Genomic DNA, 22,248 nt, shown 5'->3' with positions numbered 1-22,248 from the left:
CTGCTGCGGGGATGTCACGGGGTGTTCTCCGAGGCGGAACGCGCGGTCGAGAGGGCGTACAGGTGGTGGACGAGGGCGAGCAGTACGTCCTTGCTGGACTCGCGGGAGCGCGCGTCGCACTCGACGAGCGGGACCTCCGCCGGCAGGTCCAGGGCCTCGCGCACCTGTTCGGTCGTGTGCCGGGGGCCGCCGAAGTCGTTGCTGGCGACGATGAACGGGGTGCCGTGCGCCTCCAGCCGGTCGATGGCGTACCAGGAGTCCTCCAGCCGCCGGGTGTCCACCAGGACGACGGCGCCCAGGGTGCCGGAGAAGAGCCGGTCCCACAGGAACCAGAACCTCTCCTGCCCCGGTGCGCCGAACAGGTAGAGCACCGTCTCGTCGTTGAGGCTGATGCGGCCGAAGTCGAAGGCGATGGTGGTGGTCGTCTTGTCCTGTACGGCCGAGAGGTCGTCGACGCCCTCGCCGGCGCGGGTCATCGTCTCCTCGGTGTTCAGCGGACGGATGTCGCTGACGGCCCGCACCATGGTCGTCTTGCCGACACCGAAGCCGCCCACGACCACGATCTTCAGCCCCTGGGCCGCCGTGCTGAGCAGCGGCGGACGGGCCTCGGTGCCTGCTGTCGCCACCGGATTCGCTTCAAATGTTGCGGAGTCCAACGAGCACCTGCTTCAGGATGTCGGGATCGGGCAGTGCGTCGGCGGTCTGGGCCCGCCGCGGGTGACGGGCGGTGATCTTCCCCTGGGCGAGCAGATCGCCCAGCAGGATGCGGACGACGCTCACCGGCAGGCCCAGGTCCGCGGCCAGTTCCACGACCGCGGTGGGGAACCGGCAGATACGGAGGATCGCGGCGTGCTCCGACTGCATGCCGCGCACCGGGGCGCTCTCGCTGACCACGAGCGTCACCAGGTCGAAGGTCTCGGCCCCGGTCGTGGAACGGCTGCGCCCCCCGGTCACGGTGTACAGCCGGTCCGGGTCCTCGTCCCGGCCCGGCCGGGTCATACTGCTCCGCCTCCATCTGCTCCGCCGCCGTGGACGTCACCGGTCTCCGACTGGCGCGGCGGGGCACTGAGGTATTCGCTGAGCTGCTCGATCAGCTCGTTCATGTTGTGGCCGATGAGACCGACGTCGGAGTCCTCCTCGGCGACGACGGCCAGATGCGCGCCGTCGCCCGCCTCCACGACGAACAGGATGCCGCCGTAGAACTCCGCCATCGCCTGGCGGACACCGCCGTTGCCGTTGCCGAACTCGACGGAAGCTCCGTGCGACAGGCTCTGGATGCCGGCCGAGATGGCCGCCAGCTGGTCGGCCTGGTCGATGGAGAGCTCGGGGGTGCGGCACAGCTTGAGGCCGTCGCGGGAGAGCACCAGGGCATGCCGGGCGCCGGGCGTGCGCTCCAGGAGGTTTTCCAGCAGCCAGTCGAGCTTGCTGTCAGTGATCATTCGGTGTCGTCCTCCGAGAGGGAAGAGGAGCGGGTGGGGGAGGAGGCGGAAGGCAGCGGGGTCTGGCCGGTTTCTTCCGGGTCACCGGCGCCCTGGACTGCCCGGCGGAAGTCGCCGAACCGCGCACCGGAGGGACGTTTCTTAGGCGAGGCCGCCGGAGCCCGGCCGTCCGCGGCCCGGTCGTCGTCGGCCCGGCCGTCGGCCCCGGACCGGGAGCCGTGCGGGGAGTCCGCCGTCCGCGAGGGGGTTGCCGAGGCCCGGGCGACGGCGGCGAGGGTCTGGCCCCGCCGCCGCTTGGGCAGCCCGCTCTCGCCGAACTGCTGGGGCGGTGGTGCCGCGGTCGCGTAGCCGCCGCTCTCCGCCTGCTCGTGGCCCTGCGCGTCGTGCTGGGCGGTGCCGACGGGCTCCGCCTGCCGCGGAGGGCCGGTGTCCGGACGACTGTGGTCGGCCGCCGGGCGGGTCCGCTCCGCTGCCGGCGGCGGTGTGCCGGGGGCGGCGCCCAGCGGGGCGCGGGGCGAGGAGGGGGCGGGCCCGGCCGCCGGGGGCGGCGCGGGGGCGCGCTCCTCGTGGCGCGCCTCGGTGATCAGCTCACGCGGGATCCGCACGAGCACACCCGTGCCGCCGTGCGCGGAGGGCCGGAAGGAGACGGACAGGCCGTGCTTGCGGGCCAGCCGGCCCACCACCGCCAGACCGAGCCGGGTGCCGGAGAGCGCGGTCAGATCGCCGTGCTCGCCCAGGACGGCCTGCTCGGCGCGGCGCAGGGCGACCTCTCCCATCACCAGGCCGCCGTCCTCGACGGTGATGACCACACCGGCGGCCACCTCCTCGACGTAGACGTGCACTTCGGAGGTGGGCGGGGAGAAGTTCGCCGCGTTGTCCATCAGTTCGGCCAGCAGGTGCATCACGCCCTCGGCGGCGTGGCCCGCGACGGCGACCTCGCTCGTCGAGTGCAGCCGCACCCGCTGGTAGCCGCCGATCCGGCCCATGGCGCCGCGCAGGATGGACTCCATCACGATCGGCTTGGCCCAACGGCGCCCGGAGCGCGCACCGGTCAGTACGGCGATGGAGTCGGCGATCCGGCCCATCTGCGCGTTCCTGTGATCCAACTGCAGCAGGTCGGCCAGTACGTCCTCGTCCGCGTGCCGGTGCTCCATCTCGCGCAGGTCGGCGGCCATGCTGGTGGCCAGCGCCTGCACCCGCCCCGCCGCGTTGGCGCACGCGGACATCGCCGCGGCCCGCATGTTCTCGCCCTTGTGGACCTCGCGCGCCAGGGTGACCAGCACCCGGCGCTGCGCCTCGGAGGCCACCGGGGGCGCCTCGGCCAGCGCGGTCTCGGCCGAGCCGCCGTTCCGCAGCCGCTCCACCACGGTGGGCACGGTGGCGTCGGCGAAGTGGTTGTCCGCTGCCTCGCGTTCGGCCGCCCGGGCGTTGCCGGCCGCCAGCGCGGCGCGCAGCGAGCGGTTGGTGAGCCGGGCGTGCGCCGCCACCGTGACCGCCGCGCACAGCACCGCACCGGCCGCGCCGGCGCCCCAGGCGATCGCGGTACGCGCCGACTCGTCGCCGGCTTGCACGGCGGCCAGTGTGGCGACGCTCGCGACCACGACGGACACCAGCAGTGCGAGCGCCGTACCGGTGGCGGTCCCGCCGCCGGTGGTCGCCGGCCGAGTGGTGCCCGTGACCGGCTGCGCGGTGCCGGCTGCCGGTCGGCCCGTGCCCGCGGCCGGTGGCGGTGATATCTCGGGGGAGGTCATCAATCAGGTCCTAGGGGACGGAGCCGGGCAGAGGCGAGAGCTGAGCCGCAGCCCTCCGATCAACGTCGCACCAATATAGGCCAGTTAGTGATCACTAAGTAGCGGTGGGGTGTTCCGGTCGCACCCACTCGCTCCGTGCCACCGCCGCTCGACCCGGTGACGCCACGCCCGAAACGGTCACCACATGCTTCACGGCGGTCACCACAGGCATCATGAGGATGCCGGAGGCATCATGAGAAGTGTGCAAGCAAGCGAGCGACGACACCTGGCAGGCCCCGGGCCCCAGCCCCCGCCCCCGGATGGCATCCTGTGGGACGTGGTCGGGGAGATCCGCCAGTTGCTCATGCTGCCCGCCGCGCTCACCCTGCAGGTCGGCCACCCCGCCGTGGGCGCCGGGGTGGACGAGCACTCCGTCTTCCGCACCGACCCCTGGGGCCGCGGCGAGCGCTCCCTGCAGTCCTTTCTGACCTGGGTCTACGGCGGAGAGGAAGCCCTCGTCGAGGGGCGCAGGCTGCGCGAGCTGCACAAGCACATCCAGGGGGTCGACGCACACGGCCGCCGCTACCACGCGCTCACACCCGCGTACTACGCGTGGGTGCACGCCACCGGCTTCCCCACCTACCGGCACGCCCAGCGCTACCTCGGCCGCCGCCCCTACACCGACGCCGAGGAGCGGCAGCTGTACGCCGAATGGCTCCAGGTCGGCCGCGTCCTGGGCATCCACGACCGGGACATGCCCCGCACGCCCGAGGAGTTCTGGCCCTACTGGCAGCGCATGCTGACTGAGGAGATCGAGCGCACCAAGGTCGTCGACGAGCTCGTCTCGGTCAGCACCGACATCCCGCCGCCGCCCTACGGGCCGCGGCCGGTGCGGTGGGCACTCCGGGCGGTGTGGCCGCTCCTCGTCCCCGGGTTCGCCAGGTTCCGGAGGTTCATGACCGTCGGGCTGATGCCCCCCGAGGCGCGAGAGGCCCTGCAGCTGAGCTGGACGCCCCGTCAGGACCGGCGGCTGCGCCGCCTCGGCCGGGTGCTGGCGCACGTCCTCCCGCTGCTGCCGGAGCGTCTGCGCTACCTGCCCTACGCGCGCAGGGCGCGCGCCGCCCGCCGCTGAGTGCTGCGGGGGCCCACGCCGGCACGGCGCCGGGCCGAACGGGCGCGGACCCCGTCAGCGCTGGGTCTCAGGTCAGGGACGCGGGTGGTCGGCGGTGTGGATCTGCTTCCAGGAGCGGGGCTGCTCGGGGGCCTCCCCGGCGGCGAAGGCCGCCGTGCCCGCCGCCTTCGAGGCGGGCTTGGACGGCTGGTACAGCCAGGTGTCGAAGAGCCCGGCCAGTGGCTTGCCGGACACCTTCTCCGCGTAGGCGACGAAGTCGCCCACGTCGGCGTTGCCGCCCTTGTGCAGCTGCGGCCAGCCCTTCAGGACGGCGAAGAAGTCCTTGTCCCCGATCTCGTTGCGCAGCGCCTGCAGCGCCATGGCACCGCGGTCGTAGACCGCGCGGTGGAACTGGTTGTCGGGGCCGGGGTCACCGGGTGCGACCTTCCAGAAGGGGTCGTCGGCGGGGTGCGAGGCGTACGCGTAGTCGGCCAGCTCCTGAGCGGTGCCCTCGCCCTGGTCCTCGGACCACAGCCACTGCGCGTACCGCGCGAAGCCCTCGTTGATCCAGATGTCCTTCCAGCCCTTGACCGAGACGCTGTTCCCGTACCACTGGTGGGCCATCTCATGGACCACCACGGAGGTGTTGGAGCCGTCCGCGAAGTCGTCGGGGCTGTAGAAGGGGCGCGTCTGGGTCTCCAGCGCGAAGGTGGTGTCGGTGTTGGGGACGTAGCCGCCCATGGCGTCGAAGGGATACGTGCCGAAGTAGCCTTCCAGCCATTCGGTGATCTCGGCCGTCCGCTCGACGCTGGCCCGCGCCGCGCCCTCGTGCTCGCCCAGGTCCTTGCTGTAGGCGTTGATGATGGGCAGTCCGGAGTCGGTCTTCGCCTTCGTGATGTCGAACCTGCCCACGGCGAGGGTGGCCAGATAGGTGGCCTGCGGCGCGCGGGAGCGCCAGTTGTAGCGCGTCCAGCCGGCGCGTGAGCGCTGCGACTGCAGGGTGCCGTTGCTGATCGCCTGGGTGCCGTCGGGGACGGCGACGCTGACGTCGTAGCTCGCCTTGTCGGTGGGGTGGTCGTTGCTCGGGAACCACCACCAGGCGGCCTCGGGCTCGTTGGCCGCCACCCCGCCGTCCTCGGTGCGGTGCCAGGAGGTGAAGCCGTTCACCTCGACCTTGGAGGGGACGCCCTGGTAGCGGACGACGACGGTGGCCTTCTCGCCCTTGGCGAGCGGTGCGGCGGGGGTGATGCGCAACTCGTGTGCGCCGGAGGTGTCGAAGCGGGCCTTCTTCCCGTTGACCCGTACCTCGCTCACATCCAGCGCGAAGTCCAGGTTGAAGCGGGACAGGTCCTGCTTCGCGGTGGCCAGCAGGGTGGCGGTGCCCGCCAGTTTGTCCGTCTTCGGCCGGTAGGTGAGCCGAAGGTCGTAGTGGGAGACGTCGTAGCCGCCGTTCCCGTAGTCCGGGTAGTAGGGGTCGCCCACGCCCGGGGATCCCGGGGACGGTTCGGCCGCCGAGGCCGGGACCGCGAGCAGCAGCGAGGCCGCCGCTATGGCACCCGGGACGATCAGTCTGTGACGCACGAGTCCTCCAACTCTTCGCGACAGGAGTCACTTCGGTGGAAGCGTATGTACTCCCACGTCACATTGCATGTCCACAGCAACCACTGTCATTCGGCCGTCGTCCGGTTGCCATGCGCCCCCTTCTGCACGACAGTGCGTGCGATTACCGTCCCCCATATGGTGATACGCCCGCGGCCCGGCCGCTCCCGGTGGAAGACCGCGGCCCTGACCGCGGCCGTGCTGCTCGTTCCGCCGCTCGCCACCACGTCCGCGCAGGCCACCCAGGGCTCGCCGGGGGCGTCCCCGGTGCCCCGCACCGGGTTCGAACGCTCGCACGGCGCGCGCTGGACGACACAGTCCGAGGAAGAGCGGTTCCTGCGCACCGTCGAGGCGGCCGGCCGCCACGTCGACCTCGACACCCTCGGCCGTACCGCGCAGGGCCGCCCCGTGCGACTCGTCCGTATCGGCTCCCCCGCACCGGCGGGCCCGGCCCGGGCGCGCGGCGGCAACTCGATGCTGCTCATCTGCTCCCAGCACGGTGACGAACCCGCGGGCCGGGAGGCGTGCCTGACCACCGTGCGGGATCTGGCGTTCGCCGAGGACCGCGCCACCCGGCGCTTTCTCTCCCGTACGACGCTGCTGGTCGTCCCCACCGCCAACCCCGATGGCAGGGCCGCCGGCACCCGCACCAACTCCACCGGCACCGACATCAATCGCGACCACCTCGCCCTGAGGACGGCCGAGGCCCGCGCCATCGCGGCCGTGCTGCGCGACCGGCGTCCCGACATCGTCCACGATCTGCACGAGTACAGCGCCCACGCGCCGTACTACGTCAAGGATCTGCTCACCCTGTGGCCCCGCAACCTCAACGCGGACCCCGCCGTGCGCCGGGAGTCCACCGTGCTGTCCGAGAGGTATGTGCGCCCGGCCGCCGAACGGAAGGGCCGCAGCACCGGCATCTACGGCATCTGGACCGACCCGGAGACCGGCGATCCCGTCAAACAGGTAGCCGGCGACGGGCAGGAGCGCATCCTGCGCAACACGGTGGGCGTCAAACACTCCGTCGGGCTGCTGGCCGAGACGCGCACCGACCCTCCCCCGGTCTCCGGCCGGGAGGCCCTCCATCCCGCTGCGCTCACCCAAGGGGACCGGGAGGCGCGCAACAACCGCCGCCGTGTCGGCTCCCATCTTGCGGCGCTCAAGGGCGCGTTCGACTTCGCCGACAGCCGCCGCGGCCGTATCGAGGCGGCCACCGACCGGGCCCGCAAGCGCGGCCTGGCCGACCGCGGCCCCGTCCATCTGGACGGCGCGGACAACGACGAGCCCGCCGACGACCAGGTGCTGACCGACCCTCCTTGCGGGTACGCGCTGAGTGCGGGGCAGTGGCGCGAGGTCGGCTCCACGCTGGAGCTGCACGGTGTGCGGGTCGAGCGGCGGCGCGGCGGCGGAGCGTTCGTGCCGTTGCGGCAGTCGCAGCGGGCGCTGGTGCCGCTGCTGCTGGACGGGCGCGCGAAATTCGGGCTGACGGCGGGGAGGCCGGTGGCGAAGTGCGGGTGAGCGGGGCCTCGCCAGGTGCGATGCCGGTCAGCCGGCCGGGTCGGGCGGGCCGACCAGGCGGGCGGCGTCCACCGCGCAGCCCCAGGAGACGGTGACGCCCGCGCCCCCGTGCCCGTAGTTGTGCACACACAGCGAGGTGCCTCCCCGCCCGTCGGGCACCCGCTCCGCCTCCAGCCGGACGCTGGGACGGAACGGCCGCAGACCCACCCGGTGTTCGAGGACCGCGGCGGTGGCCAGCTCGGGATGGACGGCGGCGCACCGCTCCACGATGGCCGCCGCCGTCGCGGGGGCCGGCTCGCGGTCCTCGGCGCCGTCGTCCGCCGTACCGCCGAGGACCACCCCGTAGGGCTGCGGCAGGATGTACGTCGTCTCACGGGCGCTGTCGCTCGCGGCCACGTACCACTCCTCGATGCCCGGGTCCTCGACGACGAGGACCTGACCGCGCACGGCACTCACCGTCGGGTCGGGCACCAACTGACGGGCACCGAGGCCGCTGCAGTTCACGACGGTGGGGGCCGCTGCCGCCGCCTCGGTGAGGGAGCGGGCCGCGCGCTGCTCCCAGCGGCCGCCCGCGGCCTCGAACCGGCCGCGCAGATACCGCAGATAGGTCCCCATGTCGACAAGCGGCGCACGGGGCGGCGTACCGGTCAGCGCGGTCCACTCCGGGGGCGGAGCGGAGCCCGGCATCCGGCCGCGCACCAGCCGCACCCCGGTGGTCGGCGGCTGCTCGGCGAGCCAGGAGAAGTGCCGGAAGGAGCGCACCGCCCACTCAAGGGCCTGCTTCTCCGGCTCGATGCGGTACGGCCAGATCAGTCCGCCCGCCACCGCGGAGGTCGTCGCGCCGGGCGGCTCCGGGCTCCACACCCGTACGTCCGTGCCGCGCTCCGCCAGCACCACGGCCGTCGTCAGCCCGATGACCCCGCCGCCCAGGACGACCACGCCGCCGTGCCGATGCGCCTCACTCATATGTCACCTCGCCCATGCCGCGACACTACGTCCCGCGCGGCGGACGGTCATCGGTCCAGCGCCGTCAGCAGTGCCAGCGGGGTGGCTGCCGCCCACGCCTGGGGGGAGCAGGCGTGCGGATAGGGCACCGGGGCGGGATGGTCGTCGCGGGAGTAGCCCGCCAGGACTTCCGGCAGCCGGTACCCGTGGTGCGCCGCCGCGGCCAGCAGGCCCTCCGCCAGCCGTGCGGCTTCCGCGCGCATGCTGTAGCGGGCCAGGCCGAGTGCGATCAGCGCGTTGTCCTGCGGCCAGACGCTGCCCCGGTGGTAGGAGAGCGGATGGTAGGCGCCCTGCCCGGCGGCCAGCGTGCGCACGCCCCAGCCGGAGAAGAAGTCCGGCTCCAGCAGCCGCCGTCCCACCGTCTCGCCCCGGCGCTGCCCCAGGATGCCCGACCACAGCAGATGCCCCGCGTCGGAGGCGAGCGCGTCCAGGCGGCGTCCGGTCCCGTCCAGCGCGAGCGGTGGGAAGCCGTGCTCCGGCAGCCAGAAGTCCGCCCCGAAACGCCGGCGCAGCTCGGCCGCGGCCCGCTCCAGCCGGCCCGCGTAACCGGGGTCGTCCCAGACCGTACGGGCGAGCTCGGCGGTGCGGCACAGCGCGTCGTACGCGTAGCCCTGCACCTCGGCGACCAGCACCGCGCCGGTCGGCAGGGTGCCGTCGGCCGCGCAGATCGCGCCGGGGGAGTCCTTCCAGTTCTGGTTGGCCAGGCCGCCTTCGTCCGGCCGGTAGGCGAGGTAGCCCGTCTCCTCCAGGCCACCGTGGGTGAACATCCACTCCACGGCGGCCCGCGCCTGCGGCTCCAGGCGGGCGGCGAGCCTCCGGCCCCGGGCACCCTGCTGCTGGGCGTACGCGCCGAGGAGGACGAGGAAGAGCGGGGTGGAGTCGACGGATCCGTAGTAGCGGCCGTAGGGCACCTGTCCGAACGAGGCGAGTTCACCGTGCCGCACCTCGTGCACGATCTTCCCCGGCTCGGCCACCCGCTCCGGGTCGGTCGTAGTGGACTGGGTGGCGGCCAGCGCCAGCAGGGTGGCCTCGGCGAGCCCCGGGCGGTAGGGGAGCGCGAAGTAGGAGGTGAGGAGCGAGTCCCGGCCGAACAGCGCCAGGAACCAGGGCACTCCGGCGCCCGGTACCCGCAGTGGCGCACCGTCGGGACCGGGGACGGTGACGCGCAGCCCGGCCAGGTCGGCCAGCCCCCGCTCGCAGGCGCGGGCCAGCTCACGGCTGGCGGTACGCAGGCTCGGGGACGGCTCGGCCGCCACGAACGCCTGCCGCTCGGCGGCCAGTCGCCGCCGTACGGGAGCCGGGTCCCGGCTCGCGTCCGCCGCGGTGGCCGGGTCGGCCTGCGGGGTGCCGTGCGGCAGCGCCGTCACCCGCAGCCGCAGCTCGACCGCGCCGTGCGGCGACGGCTCCAGCAGCCAGCTGAGGGTGTGTGCCGTGCCCTCGGATGCCGTGGCCCCGATCGCCACGGGCCCGGTCACCGCGTCCTCGGCGGCGGGCGTGGCCTCGGCGGGCGTGGCCTCGACGGGCGCGGGGTCGGCGGTGACGACCGTACGGGCGTGCCAGCGCGCCCCGCGCCGGTGGTGGAACTCGATCCCGTCCGGGCGGGTGACGGCGCCGCGTACGGTGTCCGGTCCCGGGTGGCGGTGGTGCGGCGAGCGCAGCTCCAGCTGGTCGGCGAAGTCGGCGTCCACGGTCAGGGACAGCCGTACCGGGGCCACCGTGCCACGGTTGCTGACGAGGCGTATGTGCTCCGTCAGCACACCGTCCGCCACGGCTTGTTCACGGAAGAGGGTGACCCCGGGCGGCGCCTCGCGGGTGCCGGGCGGAGTCAGCACGGCAGCGGCCGGGTCACCGTCCCGGTCGGGCTCCGGGGCCGGGACCAGCACCGTCGGGGCCGAGCCGTCCAGCGTCAGCTGCCAGCGGCTCAGATGGCGGGTGTCCCGGCGGAAGAGCCCCTGCGGCGTCGTCCCCGAGGAGGCTCCGGCGATGTCCCCGGAAGGGGCCAGTACCGCGAAGGTCCCGTCGTGCACGAGCAGCCGGTGCTCGGTCACCGTCATCGGTTCACGGTCCCTTCTCGGACGCGGGCACCGGCGCGGGCGCCGGAATGCGCGGTGCGGGGCCGGACGCCGCCGGAGGGGCCTCAGCGGCGGCGGGCTTCGGGCCGGCCGCGTCCCGGGCGAGCAGGTCGAGGGCGAGTGCGGCCGTCCAGCTGAAGCCGCGGGCACCACGGCCCTGCCCGGTGTACGGGTCGAGGTACTCCGCGAAGCCGCTGGCCGCAGCGGCGTGCAGCACCTCGGCGGCCAGCGCGTCGGCGCGCGCTTCCTCGCCGTGCCGGCGAAGTCCGCGCTCCAGCAGCCAGTTGACGTTGAACCAGGCCGGACCGCGCCAGTAGCGGTGCCGGTCGAACGCCGCGCCGCGCAGGTCGTAACTGGGCAGCAGCCGCACGGCCGTGCCCAGTCCGTAGTGCTCGCCCGAGACCGTGCGCAGCAGCGTCCGCACGATGGGGCGGGGCAGTTGCGGGGCCACCAGCGGCAGCAGCCCGGCGGCGCTGCGCTCGGCCACCAGCCGCCCGCCCTGCCCGTCCCGCGCCGCCCGGCCACCGGATGCCGCGCGCAGGTCGCGGCAGAGGAACTGCCCGGCCTCGGGCGACCACAGCCGCTCCACCAGCGCCTCGGTCAGCGCCGCGGCCCGCTGCCGGTGCGGCTCGGCTTCCCCACCCAGCGCCTCGGCGATCCGGGCCAGCGCGTACTCGGCGGCGATGAACAGGGCGTTGAACCCGGGGTCCTCCACGGCGAAGGAGTGCGGGGCCTCGGCGTCGCGGTAGCCGTGGTCGCGGTATTCGGCGGCCAGCCGCACATAGCGCCGGTAGTCCAGATCGGTGGGCCGGTCGGCCGCCGATCCGTGCACCAGGTCGGCACGCCGGAACGAACCGGCCGCCGCGGGCTCGACGCGGGCCAGCGGGCCGTCCCAGCACGGGCTGTTGTCCATCCCCGGCTCCCAGGGGTGCACCACGGCCGCCAGCCCGTGCCCGCCCAGGTCGCGGTGGTCGGCCAGATAGCGGTGCCAGGCCACCAGCCGCGGATACACCCGGGCCAGAAAGCCGCGCCGTGCCGAGGTGTCCGGATCGGCGCTGTGCACCAGCCAGGCGGCCAGCGCGTGCACCGGTGGCTGCACCACACCGGACGTCTCGGTCGTGCGCGGCGCACCGGCCGCGGCGCCCGCCGAGGAGGAGCGCCAGAAGTCCGGGCTGGGGAAGTACGCGTCCAGCGGCACCGCGCGGTTGAAGACGATGTGCGGCACGCGTCCGTCGCCCCACTGCGCGGCCAGCAGCGTCTCCACCTCCTGCTGTGCCCGCACGGGGGAGAGGTGGCGCAGTCCGATGGCGATGAAGGCCGAATCCCAGCTCCACTGGTGCGGATACAGCTGGTGGGACGGCACGGTCGAGCTGCCGGTCCAGTTGCCGAGCAGCACCTGGCAGGCGGCGCGGCGCAGGTCACCGCCGGTCCCGGCCCGTTGCGACGGCTCCGGGGCGCGGGGCGCCGCGGCGGGGGAGGCGGTGGCGGTCGGCGCTGCGGGAAGCGTCACCGTACCGTCCCTCCCGCGCGGGCGGCGAGGAACGGCGGTATGGAGGCGAGGGCCTCGGCGGGTTCCGCCTCCGGCGCCAGCCGGCACTCCACGGCCAGGTACCCGTCGTAACCGGCGCTGTCCAGGGCCCCCAGCCACGCGGACCAGTCCAGGTGCCCGGCGCCCGGCTGGTACCGGTTGGAGTCGCTGACCTGCGCGTGCCCGATGTACGGGGCCGCCGCCAGGATCGCGGCCGGTGGGTCGGCCTCCTCGATGTTCATGTGGTAGCTGTCGATCCCGATGCGGACGGAGTCCAGGCCGACGGTGCGGATCAGCTCCGCCGCCTGCTCCAGCCGGTTGACCATGTGGTCCTCGTAGCGGTTCAGCGGCTCCAGGAAGAGGGTGACCCCCTCGGCACGGGCGTGCTCGCCCAGCCTCGTCAGCCCGTCGAGGAGCACATCGCGGTCCTGCTCCGCGCTGCGGGGCGGGGTGAAGGGCGGCAGCCGGCGCGAGAACATCCCGTACGAGGCGGGGGTCTGCGCCCCTACGCCGCCCAGCTCGGCGATGACCGAGAGCTGGGAGGTCAACTGGGCGAGCGCGTCGCGGCGCAGGTCCGAGTCGAAGGCCGCGAAGAAGTGCAGCATGTCCACGCAGACCGTCGGCATCACCACACCGTCCGCCTTGGCCCGGCGCAGCTCGGGCAGCCGGTCGCGGAAGTGGAAGTCGCCCTTGCCGCGCAGTTCGATGCCGTCGTACCCGGCCTCCTGGGCGAACTCCCACTTGTGCTGCAGGGTTTCGCCCGGGAGCAGCTGCTCCTGGCAGGCCGTCTTGAACATGGTTCGCCTTTCGGAAGGTCGGGGGTGCTGCCGGTGAGCTCGGTGCCGAACGCCGAAGGGTCCGGCCGAAGGGGCGTCAGAACTCCAGCACCACCTGCAACGCGTCCTGGGGCCGCTCGTCCAGCAGCACATACGCGTTCGCGGCGTCGGCCACCGGCACCACATGGCTGACCAGCGAAGCGACATCCACCCGGCCCTCGGCCACCAGCCGCAGGAAGGTCCGCTGCAACCGCTCGACGGTCCACCGGCAGGAGAGGGCCTGCGGGACGCCGCCGATCTGGGAGCAGACGAGCTGGGCGCGGTTGTGGTGGAACTCGTCGCCGAGCCGTAGTCCGGCCCCGTCGCCCTGGTAGAAGCCGGAGGCGACCACGCGCCCGCCGACCGCGACCGACCGCAGCGCCTCGTGCAGTGCGGGGTAGGCACCGCTGATCTCGATCGCCGCGTCGGCGCCGCGCCCGTCCGTCGTCTCGCGGATCCGCTCCGCGACGCTGTCGGTGCGGGCGTTGAGCAGCTGGTCGGCGCCGTGGCTCCTCGCGTGCTCCAGCCGTACGTCCAGCGCGTCGACGGCCGTCACGCGGGCACCGTTGAGCCGGGCGAGCCGGGTGGCCAGCAGACCGATGACGCCCTGGCCGAAGACGGCGATGTCCTCGCCGAGGTGGATGTCGGCGCCGAGGACGGCGTTGTAGGCGATGGCGCCGACCCGCGCGAACGCTCCGGCCAGCGGGTCGAGCCCGTCGGGCAGGGTGTGCCCGGCCATCCGCTCGGCGGGGACGATGCCTTCGCTGCGGTGGCCCCAGATGCCCCACACCAGGTCGCCCGCGCGGGGGATGCCGGGCGTGTCGGCCAACTCGGGCGACACCTCGGTGACTTCGCCGACCTCCGAGTAGCCCCAGCCGGTCACCGGGTACGCGATGCCCGCCGCGCCCTCCCGGAAGAGCCGTGCCTCCGGGTCCCAGGTGCGGGTGAGGTAGGGGTTCGTTCCCCGGTACGCGGTCAGTTCCGTGCCTGCCGATATGCCCGAATAGCGGGTGCGGACGCGCAAGTGGCCGGGCGGCAGGGGTGCGCTCTCCTGCTCTGCCACCTCGACCGCTCGCGGGCCGGTGAACTGGACAACTCGCTCCACAAGGGACTCCGAACGGCTCGGCGGCGGCGGTTTCGTAGAAGATACATCGGAGTTACGTCTTGTGAACAGACAGAACTGGTGTTGAGATGCGTAACTCACAAGCTGAATTCATGGCGAACCGACGTCGGAACCGAGGGTGAGGCATGCAAAGGTGGATGCGGCGATCGAGGGTGGCCGCGGCCGGGCTCGCCGGAGTGCTCGGGGCGGGTCTCCTGGCCGGCTGCTCCGGAAGTGCTGCGGCAGGTCCGGACAAACCGGACAAAAAGCTTACGGTGTGGACCCTGGAGAACCTGCCGGCCCGCATGGCGGCCACCAAGAAGATCGTCTCCCGCTATGAGCGCAGGAGCGGCGTCCAGGTCAAGCTCGTCGGCGTCGACGAGGGACAGCTCCCGCAGCTGATCATGTCGGCCGCCGCCGCGGGCGACCTCCCCGATGTGATCGGCGCGCTCCCGCTCGGCCAGGTGTGGCAGATGTACGAGAACGACCTGCTCAACACCGAGATCCCGGCACAGGTCGTCAAGAAGCTCGGCCCCGGCACCTTCAACGCCAACGCGCTACGGCTCACCGCCGACGGCAGCACCCGGCTGACGGTCCCCTCCGACGCCTGGCTCCAGCTGCTCGTCTACCGCAAGGACCTGTTCAACAAGGCGGGCCTTGAGCCCCCCACCAGCTACGCCACCATGACGAAGGCCGCCAGGAAGCTCGACAAGGGCCGGATGGACGGCATCTCGCTGGCCACCGACCCGGGCGACGCCTTCACCCAGCAGAGCTTCGAGAACCTGGCGCTGGCCAACGACTGCCAACTGATCACCAAGGGTGAGGTGGCGCTCGACTCGCCCGCCTGCCGCCGGGCCTTCGCCACCTACCGGACACTCGCCCGCGATCACGGCCCGGTGGGCACCCAGACGGTCGACTCGACCCGCGCCACCTACTTCGCGGGCCGCTCACCCATGGTGATGTGGTCCTCCTTCCTGCTGGACGAGCTGGCCGGGGAGCGCGCCGACGCCCGCCCCAGCTGCCCTCGGTGCAAGGACGACCCCGGCTTCCTCGCCGAGCACAGCGGGATCACCACCGCGCTCAAGGGCCCGGACGCGGCCGAGGCCGGCCAGTTCGGCGAGATCACGTCCTGGACGGTGACCAGGACCGCCGAGACGGCGGCCTCCCGCGGCTTCGTCGAGTACATGATGGGCACCGGGTACCAGGACTGGTTCGGCATGGCACCCGAGGGCAAGATCCCGGTCCGGCAGGGCACGGCCGAGGACCCGCGCAAATACACCCGCGCATGGCGCGGCAGCCGGCTCGGGGTCGAGGCCACCCACCGCAAGCGGCTCGATGAGATCTACCCCGACAAGCTGCTGGAGGAGCTGACCGAGGGCGTCGGCCACCTGCGCCGCTGGGGCATCGCCGAAGGCGAGGGCGCGCTGGTCGGCGCCACCAACGGCGAGCTGCCCGTCGCCAAGGCCGTCGGCGAGCTGGCCGCCGGGCAGACGGAACCCGATGAGACGGCCCGCGCGGTCGACGAGGAAGTCGGCGCACTGCGGAGGTCCCTGCGATGAGCACCACATCCCCCACCCCGTCGAGCGCGGCGCCCGCGTCGGCCGACAGCGTCGGCGCAACCGGCAGCGGGCGCAAAGGGCGCGGACCGGGCTCCCGCCGCCCCGACCGCCGCCCGCTGACCGGCGCCGCACGGGAGAACCGGGCCGGACTGGCCTTCGTCACGCCCACCTTTCTCGTCGTCCTCGTGGTCGTCGTCCTGCCGATCCTCTGGACGGTGCTGCTGGCCTTCCAGCGCGCCCGGCTGGTGGACATCCAGAGCATGGGCCTGTTCGGCAACTGGTCGCTGCACAACTTCACCGGCATCCTCACCTCGCCCGGGTTCTGGACCAGCCTGTGGACGACCCTGCTGTACACCGTCGGCTCCACCGCGGGCTCCGTCGTCCTCGGACTGGTCGCCGCCCTCGCGCTGCGCAGACCGTTCCGCGGCCGCGGTCTGCTGCGCGGCTCCATGCTGCTGCCGTACGTGGCGCCCGTGGTGGCCGCCGCCTTCGTGTGGCAGATCGCGCTCAGTCCGCAGTTCGGGATCGTCAACGAGTGGGGCGGCAAGCTGCTGGGCTGGGACGACCCCGTCGCCTTCCTCTCCACCCGCTCCTACGAGGTCTCCCTGCTCGGGCTGCACTTCGATGTGCCGCTGGCGCTGCTGACCGTCATCGCCTTCGAGACCTGGCGCTACTTCCCGTTCGCCTTCCTCTTCCTGCTGGCCCGCCTCCAGGCGGTCCCCGACGTCCTGGAGGAAGCCGCCACGGTCGACGGCGCCACGCCCACCCAGCGCTTCCGCCACGTCCTGCTGCCCCAGCTGATGCCGGTCATCGCGCTGCTGTGCGTCCTGCGCTTCATCATGACGTTCAACAAGTTCGACGACATCTACCTGCTCACCGGCGGCGGCTCCGGCACCGACGTGGTGGCCGTACGGGTCTACGACTTCCTCACGGCACGCTTCGACGTGGGTGCCGCCGCGGCCCAGGCGCTGGTGCTCGCCGTCGTACTGATGGCGCTGCTGGGCGTGTACTTCAAGTTCTTCGCCAAGAAGGTCGAGGAGGAGGCGTGATGAGCGGTGTGCGAACCTCCCTGCCGAGCCGCGCGCAGTTCGAGGAGCGGCTCTTCGGGGTGCTCCGGCGGGTGGTGATCGCCTTCCTGGCGCTGATCACCCTGCTGCCCTTCTGCTACATGCTGCTGCTGTCGGTGAAACCCATCGACGCACTGCTGCTGAACCCGGGACAACTGTGGGTCAGCGCCGAGGACTTCACCCTCAGCACCTACGAGGAGGTGCTGAAGCCCACCTCCGAGGGCGGCCAGGGCTTTGTGCACATGCTCGCCAACTCCGCGCTCGTCTCCCTCGGCGCGGTGGTACTGACCCTGCTCGCCGCCATCCCCGGCGCCTACGCGGTCAGCCGGCTGAACTTCTTCGGCAACAGGCAGGTGAGCGTCCTCTTCCTCGCGGTCTACCTCTTCCCCGCGACGCTGCTGGCCGTGCCGCTGTTCGTGATGTTCGCCAAGATGGGGCTCCAGGGCAGCCTGGTCGGGCTCGCCATCGTCTACATCGCGCAGACCGTGCCGGTGTCGATCTACATGATGAAGAACTACTTCGTCACCATTCCCTACTCCATCGAGGAGGCGGCGGCCCTCGACGGCTGCACTCGGCTGCAGACGGTGCGCAAAGTGGTCCTGCCGCTGGCCGCGCCCTCGCTGATGGCGACCGGACTCTACGTCTTCATGATCGCCTGGAACGAGTTCCTCTTCGCGCTGCTCTTCCTGGCCGCGCAGCCGGAGAAGTGGACGGTCTCGCTCGGGCTGCAGCAGCTCGCCAACGGTGTCGAGGTCTCCAAGACGGTGCTGATGGCAGGATCGGTGGTGTTGACCATCCCCGTCGTCGGGCTGTTCTTCGCCGCGGAACGGCTCCTGACCGAGGGCCTGACCAGCGGCGCGGACAAGAGCTGAGGAGAGCATGACCGGTACCACCGGCAACCAGTCGAGCGCGGGCCATCTGCTGCAGCTCATCCGGGACGGCCGGGCCACCACCCGCGGTGCCCTGCAGCAGGCCACCGGGCTGTCCAGGTCCACCGTCGGACACCGGCTCGACCAGCTCTTCGCGGCGGGCTGGCTGCGCGAGGGCGAGGCCCGGCCGACAGCGGGCTCCACCGGCGGGCGGCCCTCGGCACGTCTGGAGTTCGACACCGGGCACGCCGCGGTGCTCGCCGCCGACCTCGGCACCCGGCACGCCGCCGTGGGCCTGCTCGACCTCGCCGGGAACGTGCTGGTCGAACGCTCGGGCGAGCTGGTCATAGGCGACGGACCCGACCAGGTGCTCGACCGGCTCGGGCAGTGGTTCGCCGAGCTGCTCAAGGAGCAGGGCACGGACCCCTCCCGGATCTGCGGCATCGGTCTGTCGGTGCCCGGGCCGGTCGATTACGACTCCGGGCTGGTCATCCAGCCGCCGATCATGCCCGGCTGGGACGGCTACCCGCTGCGCGAGCGGATGCAGGAGGCGTACGCGGCACATGTGCGGGCGGGAGCGCCCGTGCCCGTGCTCGTCGACAACGACGCCAACCTCATGGCCTACGCCGAACAGCGCGTCGGCCATCCCGACTGTGCGGCCTTCCTGCTGATCAAGGTGGCCACCGGTATCGGTGCGGGCGTCGTCGTGGACGGGCAGCCCTACCGAGGCATCGACGGCGGCGCCGGCGACATCGGCCACATCCGGCTGCACGACTGCCAGGACGCGCTGTGCATGTGCGGCAACTACGGCTGCCTCGCCGCCGTCGCCAGCGGGCGCGCGCTGGCCAAGCAGCTCACCGCCGCCGGTGTGCCCACCACCTCCGGCTCCGGCGTCCGCGAGCACCTCGCCTCGGGCCGGCCCGAGGCGGTCCGGCTGGCCCGCGAGGCCGGGCGCCGGGTGGGGGAGGTGCTGGTGACCGTGGTCACGCTGCTCAACCCCGGGGTGCTGATGATCGCCGGCGACCTGGCCGGTACCCCGTTCCTGACCGGCGTACGGGAGCTGCTGTACCAGCGCGCCATGCCCCGCACCACGGCCCACCTCAACGTGGTCACCTCGCGGCTGGGCGAGCGGGCCGGTCTGATCGGCGCCGCCGCCATGGTCGTGGAGGACCGCTACGCCCCCGACCGCGCCGACGCCCGGCTGGCCGCGTCGGCACGGTGACCGCCGCCGCCCCCACGCGTTCGCAGGAGACAGCACCATGACCGCACCCTGGACCGGCCCGGCGATACGCGTCGGGCTCGTCGGTGCCGGGCCGTGGGCCCGCACCATGCACGCCCGCATGCTCGCCGCCGGGCCGGAGACCGAGCTGACCGCCGTCTGGGCACGCAGGCCGGAGGCCGCCGCCCAGGTCGCCGTGGAACACGGCGCGAGGACCGCGGCCTGTCCCGACGAGCTCTTCGAGAGGTGCGAGGCCGTCGCCTTCGCCGTGCCCCCCGCCGTCCAGGCCCAGCTGGCGCCCCGCGCCGCCCGCGCGGGCCGGGCGCTGCTGCTGGAGAAGCCGCTGGGGCCCGACCTTGCCGCCGCCCGCGCCGTCGCCGACGCGGTCGCGGAATCCGGCGTCGTCTCCCAGCTGGTGCTGACCAAGCGCTACCACCCGGCCACCCGGCACTTTCTCGCCCGGGCCCGTGGGATGACGGTCACCGGGGCCCGCTCCTGCTATCTGCACGGCGCCTTCCTCGGCGGCGACCAGGCCACGGCCTGGCGGCTGGCACACGGCGCCCTGCTCGACCTGGGCCCGCACCTGCTCGACCTGCTCGACCTCGCCGTCGGCCCCGTCACCGCCGTGCACGGCACCGGCGATCCGCGCCGCTGGACGGAGCTGACGTGCGAGCACGAGAACGGCGCCGTCAGTCAGGCGTCACTCTCCGGCGCGGTCGCGCTGCCCCGGGCCCGTACCAGGGTGGAGCTGTACGGACCCGAGGGGGAGCTGGTCTACGACACCGCCGACCTCGATCACGAGGAGTGCTGGCCGGTGCTGCGCCGCGAGTTCGCTGCCGCCGTACGGAGTGGCTCCGCCGGGCCTGTCGACGCGCAACGCGGGTTGCGGCTCCAGCAGTTGCTGGACCAGGCGCTTCGGTAGCCCGGCACGGTGGGCAAGCTCGGCAGGGGGAGACGGGGGAGCCCCTTATCGCAGCACCGTCGGATCCACCTCCCGCAGCTCACCGTCCAGCTCCAGCCACCGGGTGATGCCCAACTCGTGGAGGAACGGGACGTCATGGCTGGCGACGATCAGCGCCCCCTCGTACGCGGCGAGCGCCTCGCGCAACTGCCGGACGCTGGAGAGGTCCAGATTGTTGGTCGGCTCGTCCAGCAGCAGCAACTGGGGACCGGGCTCGGTCAGCATCACCGCGGCGAGCGTCGCGCGGAAGCGCTCGCCGCCGGAGAGCGTGCCCACCGCGCGGTCGGCGTGCCGGCCGCGGAAGAGGAACCGGGCCAGCCGCGAGCGGATCTGCTGGTTGGTCGCCTCCGGGGCGAGCGCGGCGACGTTCTCGACGAGCGACAGCGCGTCATCGAGCACATCCAGCCGCTGGGGGAGGTAGCGCAGCGGCACATGGGTGCGCACCTCGCCCGCCGCCGGTGCCGGCTGACCGGTGATCGTACGCAGCAGCGTGGTCTTGCCCGCACCGTTGGCGCCGACGAGTGCGATCCGGTCGGGGCCGTGCACATCCAGCGTGACGCGGGCGCCGTTGCGCAGCTCCACGTCGTCCAGCTCCAGCACCTTCCGTCCGCGCGGTACCGCGGTGAACGGCAGCTCGATACGGATCTCGTCGTCCTCCCGGACCCGTTCGGCCGCCTCCTCCAGCCGCTCCTTCGCCTCTTCGAGGCGCTGCTCGTGCAGAATGCGGTGCTTGCCCGCCGACTCCTGCGCCTTCCGTTTGCGCGCTCCCATCAGGATCTTCGGCTCGCTCCTACTGGCCTGCACCTTGTTGCCGTACCGGGCGCGCCGGGCCAGCTTGGTGCGGGCCTCGGACAGTTCGCGCTGCTGCCGCCGCACGTCGGTCTCGGCCGCGCGTACCATCCGTTCGGCCGCCTGCTGCTCGGCGGCGACGGCCTCCTCGTACGCCGCCAGATTGCCGCCGTACCACACGACCTCGCCGCCGCGCAGATCGGCGATCCGATCGACCAGCGCGAGCAGTTCACGATCGTGGCTGACCACCACGAGTACACCGTTGAAGGAGGCGACCGCGTCGTGGAGGCGCCGCCGGGCGGCCCGGTCGAGGTTGTTGGTGGGCTCGTCCAGCAGCAGGACGTCCGGCCGGGCCAGCAGCAGTGCGGCCAGGCGCAGCAGTACCGACTCGCCGCCGGACACCTCGCCGATGGTTCGATCCAGCTCCACATGGGCGAGGCCGAGCTGGTCCAGCGTCGCCCGGGCACGCTCCTCGACATCCCAGTCGTCGCCGACGGCGGTGAACTGCTCCTCGCTGACGTCACCCGCCTCGATGGCGTGCAGCGCGGCCCTGGCGCCGGCGATGCCCAGCGCCTCGTCCACCCGCAGGGCGGTGTCGAGGGTGAGATCCTGCGGCAGATAGCCGACCTCGCCCAGGGCGCTGACGCTCCCCGCGTCCGGCCGCAGCTCGCCCGCGAGCAGCTTCAACAGGGTGGACTTGCCACTGCCGTTGAGCCCGATCAGGCCGGTACGGCCGGGGCCGACGGCCAGGTCGAAGTCGGTGAAGACGGGACTGCCGTCCGGCCAGGAGAAGGACAGTCGGGAGCAGCTGAGAGAGGGGGAGTGGGCAGGGGTGGTCACAGGGGCCTCCTGGTCGTCTCGCGGTGGGGGATGGACAACGCGGGAGACACCGGGCCCCGGCGGCTGCACCTGGGGACGGAGATCAGAAAGGAGAAGAGGGGCGCAGATCGCCGGCCGACTCGCTTCCGAGGTCACACTCGTGGCACACAGACAGGGCACACGGTGTCTCAGACCTCAGATACGCAACGGCCTCTCCTGACGACGACAACAGAGTCGTCGAGGACGATAGGCCCGTAATTCTGCGGCCCGCAACTCTTTTTCCGCGCGCCGCGGTGTGCTGTGCTGCGGGCATGGTCCGTACCAGTCATCCCAGTTCCGGTTCCGGTCCGAGCCGCTACCCGACGGTTCCGCTCCGGCCGCTGGAGATCCCCGCGCAGCAGGCCGAGGACCGCGCCAGGTCCTTCTACGAGATCATGTCCCGCCGCCGCACCGTCCGCGACTTCGACAGCCGCCCCGTCCCCGAAGCCGTCCTGGAGTGGGCGGTCCGTACCGCCGCGACCGCTCCCAGCGGGGCACACGTCCAGCCCTGGCGGTTCGTGGTGCTCACCGACCCCGACCGCAAGCGGCGGCTGCGGGCCGCCGCCGAGGAGGAGGAGCGCGAGTTCTACCGGCGGCGCGCCTCCGACGAATGGCTGGCGGCCCTCGCCCCGCTCGGCACCGACGAGCACAAGCCGTTCCTTCAAGAAGCACCCGCCGTCATCGTGGTCTTCGAGGTGCACAAGGGCCCGCACACGCCGCGCCCCTACTACACCAAGGAGTCGGTCGGCATCGCCGTCGGCTTCCTCCTCGCCACCCTGCATCAGGCGGGCCTGGCCACCCTCACCCACACCCCCAGCCCCATGCGGTTCCTCAACGAGATCTGCGAACGCCCCGCCGAGGAACGCGGCGCCTATGTCATCCCCGTCGGCTACCCGGCCCCCGGCACCCGGGTCCCGGACCTCACCAGGAAGGAACTGGAGGAGGTGCTGGTGCGTTTGTGAGGACCCCGCCGTCACCAGGGGCTGGATCACCCGGCATACTCCCAG

19 protein-coding genes are annotated in these 22,248 nt (G+C 72.7%); 8 read left to right on the top strand and 11 right to left on the bottom strand.

Translation table 11 applies throughout. The annotated features are described in order from the left end of the window. Nucleotides 1–14: 14 nt before the first annotated feature. Genes JW613_RS02230 through JW613_RS02215 form a run of 4 tightly spaced genes read right to left on the bottom strand, consistent with a single transcriptional unit; the run spans nt 15 to nt 3,190 of the window. A complete protein-coding gene (locus tag JW613_RS02230; protein WP_372447885.1) occupies nt 15–656 on the bottom strand; it encodes a GTP-binding protein in 642 nt (213 codons plus the stop codon). Beyond that, on the bottom strand, nt 637–999 hold the full coding sequence (locus JW613_RS02225) for a DUF742 domain-containing protein (RefSeq protein ID WP_099885289.1): 363 nt from the start codon (nt 997–999) through the stop codon (nt 637–639). Before JW613_RS02225 ends, JW613_RS02230 begins: the two co-directional genes overlap by 20 nt. Continuing rightward, nucleotides 996–1,439 (bottom strand): roadblock/LC7 domain-containing protein, encoded by a 444-nt coding sequence (locus JW613_RS02220; protein WP_209208968.1) that lies wholly within the window; start codon nt 1,437–1,439, stop codon nt 996–998. The genes JW613_RS02225 and JW613_RS02220 overlap by 4 nt, the downstream gene beginning before the upstream one ends. Continuing rightward, nucleotides 1,436–3,190: a sensor histidine kinase gene (locus JW613_RS02215; RefSeq protein WP_209208967.1), complete on the bottom strand. Its 1,755-nt coding sequence runs from the start codon at nt 3,188–3,190 to the stop codon at nt 1,436–1,438. Before JW613_RS02215 ends, JW613_RS02220 begins: the two co-directional genes overlap by 4 nt. 232 nt (nt 3,191–3,422) lie before the next feature. Here JW613_RS02215 and JW613_RS02210 point away from each other — a divergent pair, with 232 nt between their 5' ends. After that, the gene (locus JW613_RS02210; RefSeq protein ID WP_209208966.1) at nt 3,423–4,301 is read left to right on the top strand and encodes an oxygenase MpaB family protein; all 879 of its coding nucleotides are present in this window, start codon (nt 3,423–3,425) and stop codon (nt 4,299–4,301) included. A gap of 72 nt (nt 4,302–4,373) precedes the next feature. Here JW613_RS02210 and JW613_RS02205 read toward each other — a convergent pair whose 3' ends face one another. Then, on the bottom strand, nt 4,374–5,861 hold the full coding sequence (locus JW613_RS02205) for a M1 family metallopeptidase (RefSeq protein WP_209208965.1): 1,488 nt from the start codon (nt 5,859–5,861) through the stop codon (nt 4,374–4,376). A gap of 156 nt (nt 5,862–6,017) precedes the next feature. Between JW613_RS02205 and JW613_RS02200 the strand changes: the two genes are divergently transcribed. Beyond that, complete coding sequence (locus tag JW613_RS02200) at nt 6,018–7,397, top strand: M14 family metallopeptidase (RefSeq protein WP_209208964.1); 1,380 nt, start codon at nt 6,018–6,020, stop codon at nt 7,395–7,397. A 27-nt stretch (nt 7,398–7,424) separates the two neighbouring features. Here the strand turns inward: JW613_RS02200 and JW613_RS02195 are convergent, their stop codons facing one another. From JW613_RS02195 to JW613_RS02175, 5 genes are all read right to left on the bottom strand, one after another. After that, on the bottom strand, nt 7,425–8,363 hold the full coding sequence (locus JW613_RS02195; protein WP_209208963.1) for an FAD-dependent oxidoreductase: 939 nt from the start codon (nt 8,361–8,363) through the stop codon (nt 7,425–7,427). Between the two features lie 47 nt (nt 8,364–8,410). Then, nucleotides 8,411–10,456, bottom strand: coding sequence for an amylo-alpha-1,6-glucosidase (locus tag JW613_RS02190; protein ID WP_209208962.1), 2,046 nt, complete (start codon nt 10,454–10,456; stop codon nt 8,411–8,413). Nucleotides 10,457–10,460: 4 nt separating this feature from the next. Beyond that, nucleotides 10,461–11,984, bottom strand: coding sequence for an MGH1-like glycoside hydrolase domain-containing protein (locus JW613_RS02185; RefSeq protein ID WP_307865754.1), 1,524 nt, complete (start codon nt 11,982–11,984; stop codon nt 10,461–10,463). Then, the gene (locus tag JW613_RS02180) at nt 11,981–12,799 is read right to left on the bottom strand and encodes a sugar phosphate isomerase/epimerase family protein (RefSeq protein WP_209208961.1); all 819 of its coding nucleotides are present in this window, start codon (nt 12,797–12,799) and stop codon (nt 11,981–11,983) included. The genes JW613_RS02185 and JW613_RS02180 overlap by 4 nt, the downstream gene beginning before the upstream one ends. Nucleotides 12,800–12,875: 76 nt before the next feature. Next, nucleotides 12,876–13,922 carry a zinc-dependent alcohol dehydrogenase gene (locus JW613_RS02175; protein ID WP_209208960.1) on the bottom strand — a complete coding sequence of 349 codons (1,047 nt, stop codon included), beginning with the start codon at nt 13,920–13,922 and terminating at the stop codon, nt 12,876–12,878. 143 nt (nt 13,923–14,065) lie between these two features. On the opposite strand from JW613_RS02175, the gene JW613_RS02170 reads away from it, so the two are divergent. From JW613_RS02170 to JW613_RS02150, 5 genes are read left to right on the top strand one after another with little or no spacing between them, the layout of a single operon-like run. Continuing rightward, on the top strand, nt 14,066–15,478 hold the full coding sequence (locus JW613_RS02170; protein WP_209208959.1) for an ABC transporter substrate-binding protein: 1,413 nt from the start codon (nt 14,066–14,068) through the stop codon (nt 15,476–15,478). Then, on the top strand, nt 15,475–16,527 hold the full coding sequence (locus JW613_RS02165) for a carbohydrate ABC transporter permease (RefSeq protein ID WP_209208958.1): 1,053 nt from the start codon (nt 15,475–15,477) through the stop codon (nt 16,525–16,527). The genes JW613_RS02170 and JW613_RS02165 overlap by 4 nt, the downstream gene beginning before the upstream one ends. Then, nucleotides 16,527–17,417 (top strand): carbohydrate ABC transporter permease, encoded by an 891-nt coding sequence (locus JW613_RS02160; protein ID WP_209208957.1) that lies wholly within the window; start codon nt 16,527–16,529, stop codon nt 17,415–17,417. Before JW613_RS02165 ends, JW613_RS02160 begins: the two co-directional genes overlap by 1 nt. 7 nt (nt 17,418–17,424) lie before the next feature. Next, complete coding sequence (locus JW613_RS02155) at nt 17,425–18,636, top strand: ROK family transcriptional regulator (RefSeq protein WP_209208956.1); 1,212 nt, start codon at nt 17,425–17,427, stop codon at nt 18,634–18,636. 37 nt (nt 18,637–18,673) lie between these two features. After that, the gene (locus JW613_RS02150) at nt 18,674–19,555 is read left to right on the top strand and encodes a Gfo/Idh/MocA family protein (protein ID WP_209208955.1); all 882 of its coding nucleotides are present in this window, start codon (nt 18,674–18,676) and stop codon (nt 19,553–19,555) included. A gap of 45 nt (nt 19,556–19,600) precedes the next feature. Here JW613_RS02150 and JW613_RS02145 read toward each other — a convergent pair whose 3' ends face one another. Beyond that, nucleotides 19,601–21,223, bottom strand: coding sequence for an ABC-F family ATP-binding cassette domain-containing protein (locus JW613_RS02145; protein WP_209208954.1), 1,623 nt, complete (start codon nt 21,221–21,223; stop codon nt 19,601–19,603). Nucleotides 21,224–21,513: 290 nt separating this feature from the next. Between JW613_RS02145 and JW613_RS02140 the strand changes: the two genes are divergently transcribed. After that, nucleotides 21,514–22,203 carry a nitroreductase family protein gene (locus JW613_RS02140; RefSeq protein WP_209208953.1) on the top strand — a complete coding sequence of 230 codons (690 nt, stop codon included), beginning with the start codon at nt 21,514–21,516 and terminating at the stop codon, nt 22,201–22,203. Nucleotides 22,204–22,248: the final 45 nt, after the last annotated feature.

Source organism: Streptomyces smyrnaeus (genome assembly GCF_017676345.1).
GTDB classification, from domain to species: domain Bacteria; phylum Actinomycetota; class Actinomycetes; order Streptomycetales; family Streptomycetaceae; genus Streptomyces; species Streptomyces smyrnaeus.
Note: the sequence above shows the minus strand (reverse complement) of the source record. Positions and strands in the feature narration are given on the sequence as shown.

Bases quoted from the DNA above. Each gene is read 5' to 3' on its own strand.
- JW613_RS02220 (WP_209208968.1), bottom strand. From the start codon at position 1,439: ATGATCACTGACAGCAAGCTCGACTGGCTGCTGGAAAACCTCCTGGAG.
- JW613_RS02150 (WP_209208955.1), top strand. From the start codon at position 18,674: ATGACCGCACCCTGGACCGGCCCGGCGATACGCGTCGGGCTCGTCGGT.
- JW613_RS02225 (WP_099885289.1), bottom strand. From the start codon at position 999: ATGACCCGGCCGGGCCGGGACGAGGACCCGGACCGGCTGTACACCGTG.
- JW613_RS02200 (WP_209208964.1), top strand. From the start codon at position 6,018: ATGGTGATACGCCCGCGGCCCGGCCGCTCCCGGTGGAAGACCGCGGCC.
- JW613_RS02160 (WP_209208957.1), top strand. From the start codon at position 16,527: ATGAGCGGTGTGCGAACCTCCCTGCCGAGCCGCGCGCAGTTCGAGGAG.
- JW613_RS02180 (WP_209208961.1), bottom strand. From the start codon at position 12,799: ATGTTCAAGACGGCCTGCCAGGAGCAGCTGCTCCCGGGCGAAACCCTG.
- JW613_RS02215 (WP_209208967.1), bottom strand. From the start codon at position 3,190: ATGACCTCCCCCGAGATATCACCGCCACCGGCCGCGGGCACGGGCCGA.
- JW613_RS02155 (WP_209208956.1), top strand. From the start codon at position 17,425: ATGACCGGTACCACCGGCAACCAGTCGAGCGCGGGCCATCTGCTGCAG.
- JW613_RS02195 (WP_209208963.1), bottom strand. From the start codon at position 8,363: ATGAGTGAGGCGCATCGGCACGGCGGCGTGGTCGTCCTGGGCGGCGGG.
- JW613_RS02165 (WP_209208958.1), top strand. From the start codon at position 15,475: ATGAGCACCACATCCCCCACCCCGTCGAGCGCGGCGCCCGCGTCGGCC.
- JW613_RS02170 (WP_209208959.1), top strand. From the start codon at position 14,066: ATGCAAAGGTGGATGCGGCGATCGAGGGTGGCCGCGGCCGGGCTCGCC.
- JW613_RS02210 (WP_209208966.1), top strand. From the start codon at position 3,423: ATGAGAAGTGTGCAAGCAAGCGAGCGACGACACCTGGCAGGCCCCGGG.
- JW613_RS02140 (WP_209208953.1), top strand. From the start codon at position 21,514: ATGGTCCGTACCAGTCATCCCAGTTCCGGTTCCGGTCCGAGCCGCTAC.
- JW613_RS02190 (WP_209208962.1), bottom strand. From the start codon at position 10,456: ATGACGGTGACCGAGCACCGGCTGCTCGTGCACGACGGGACCTTCGCG.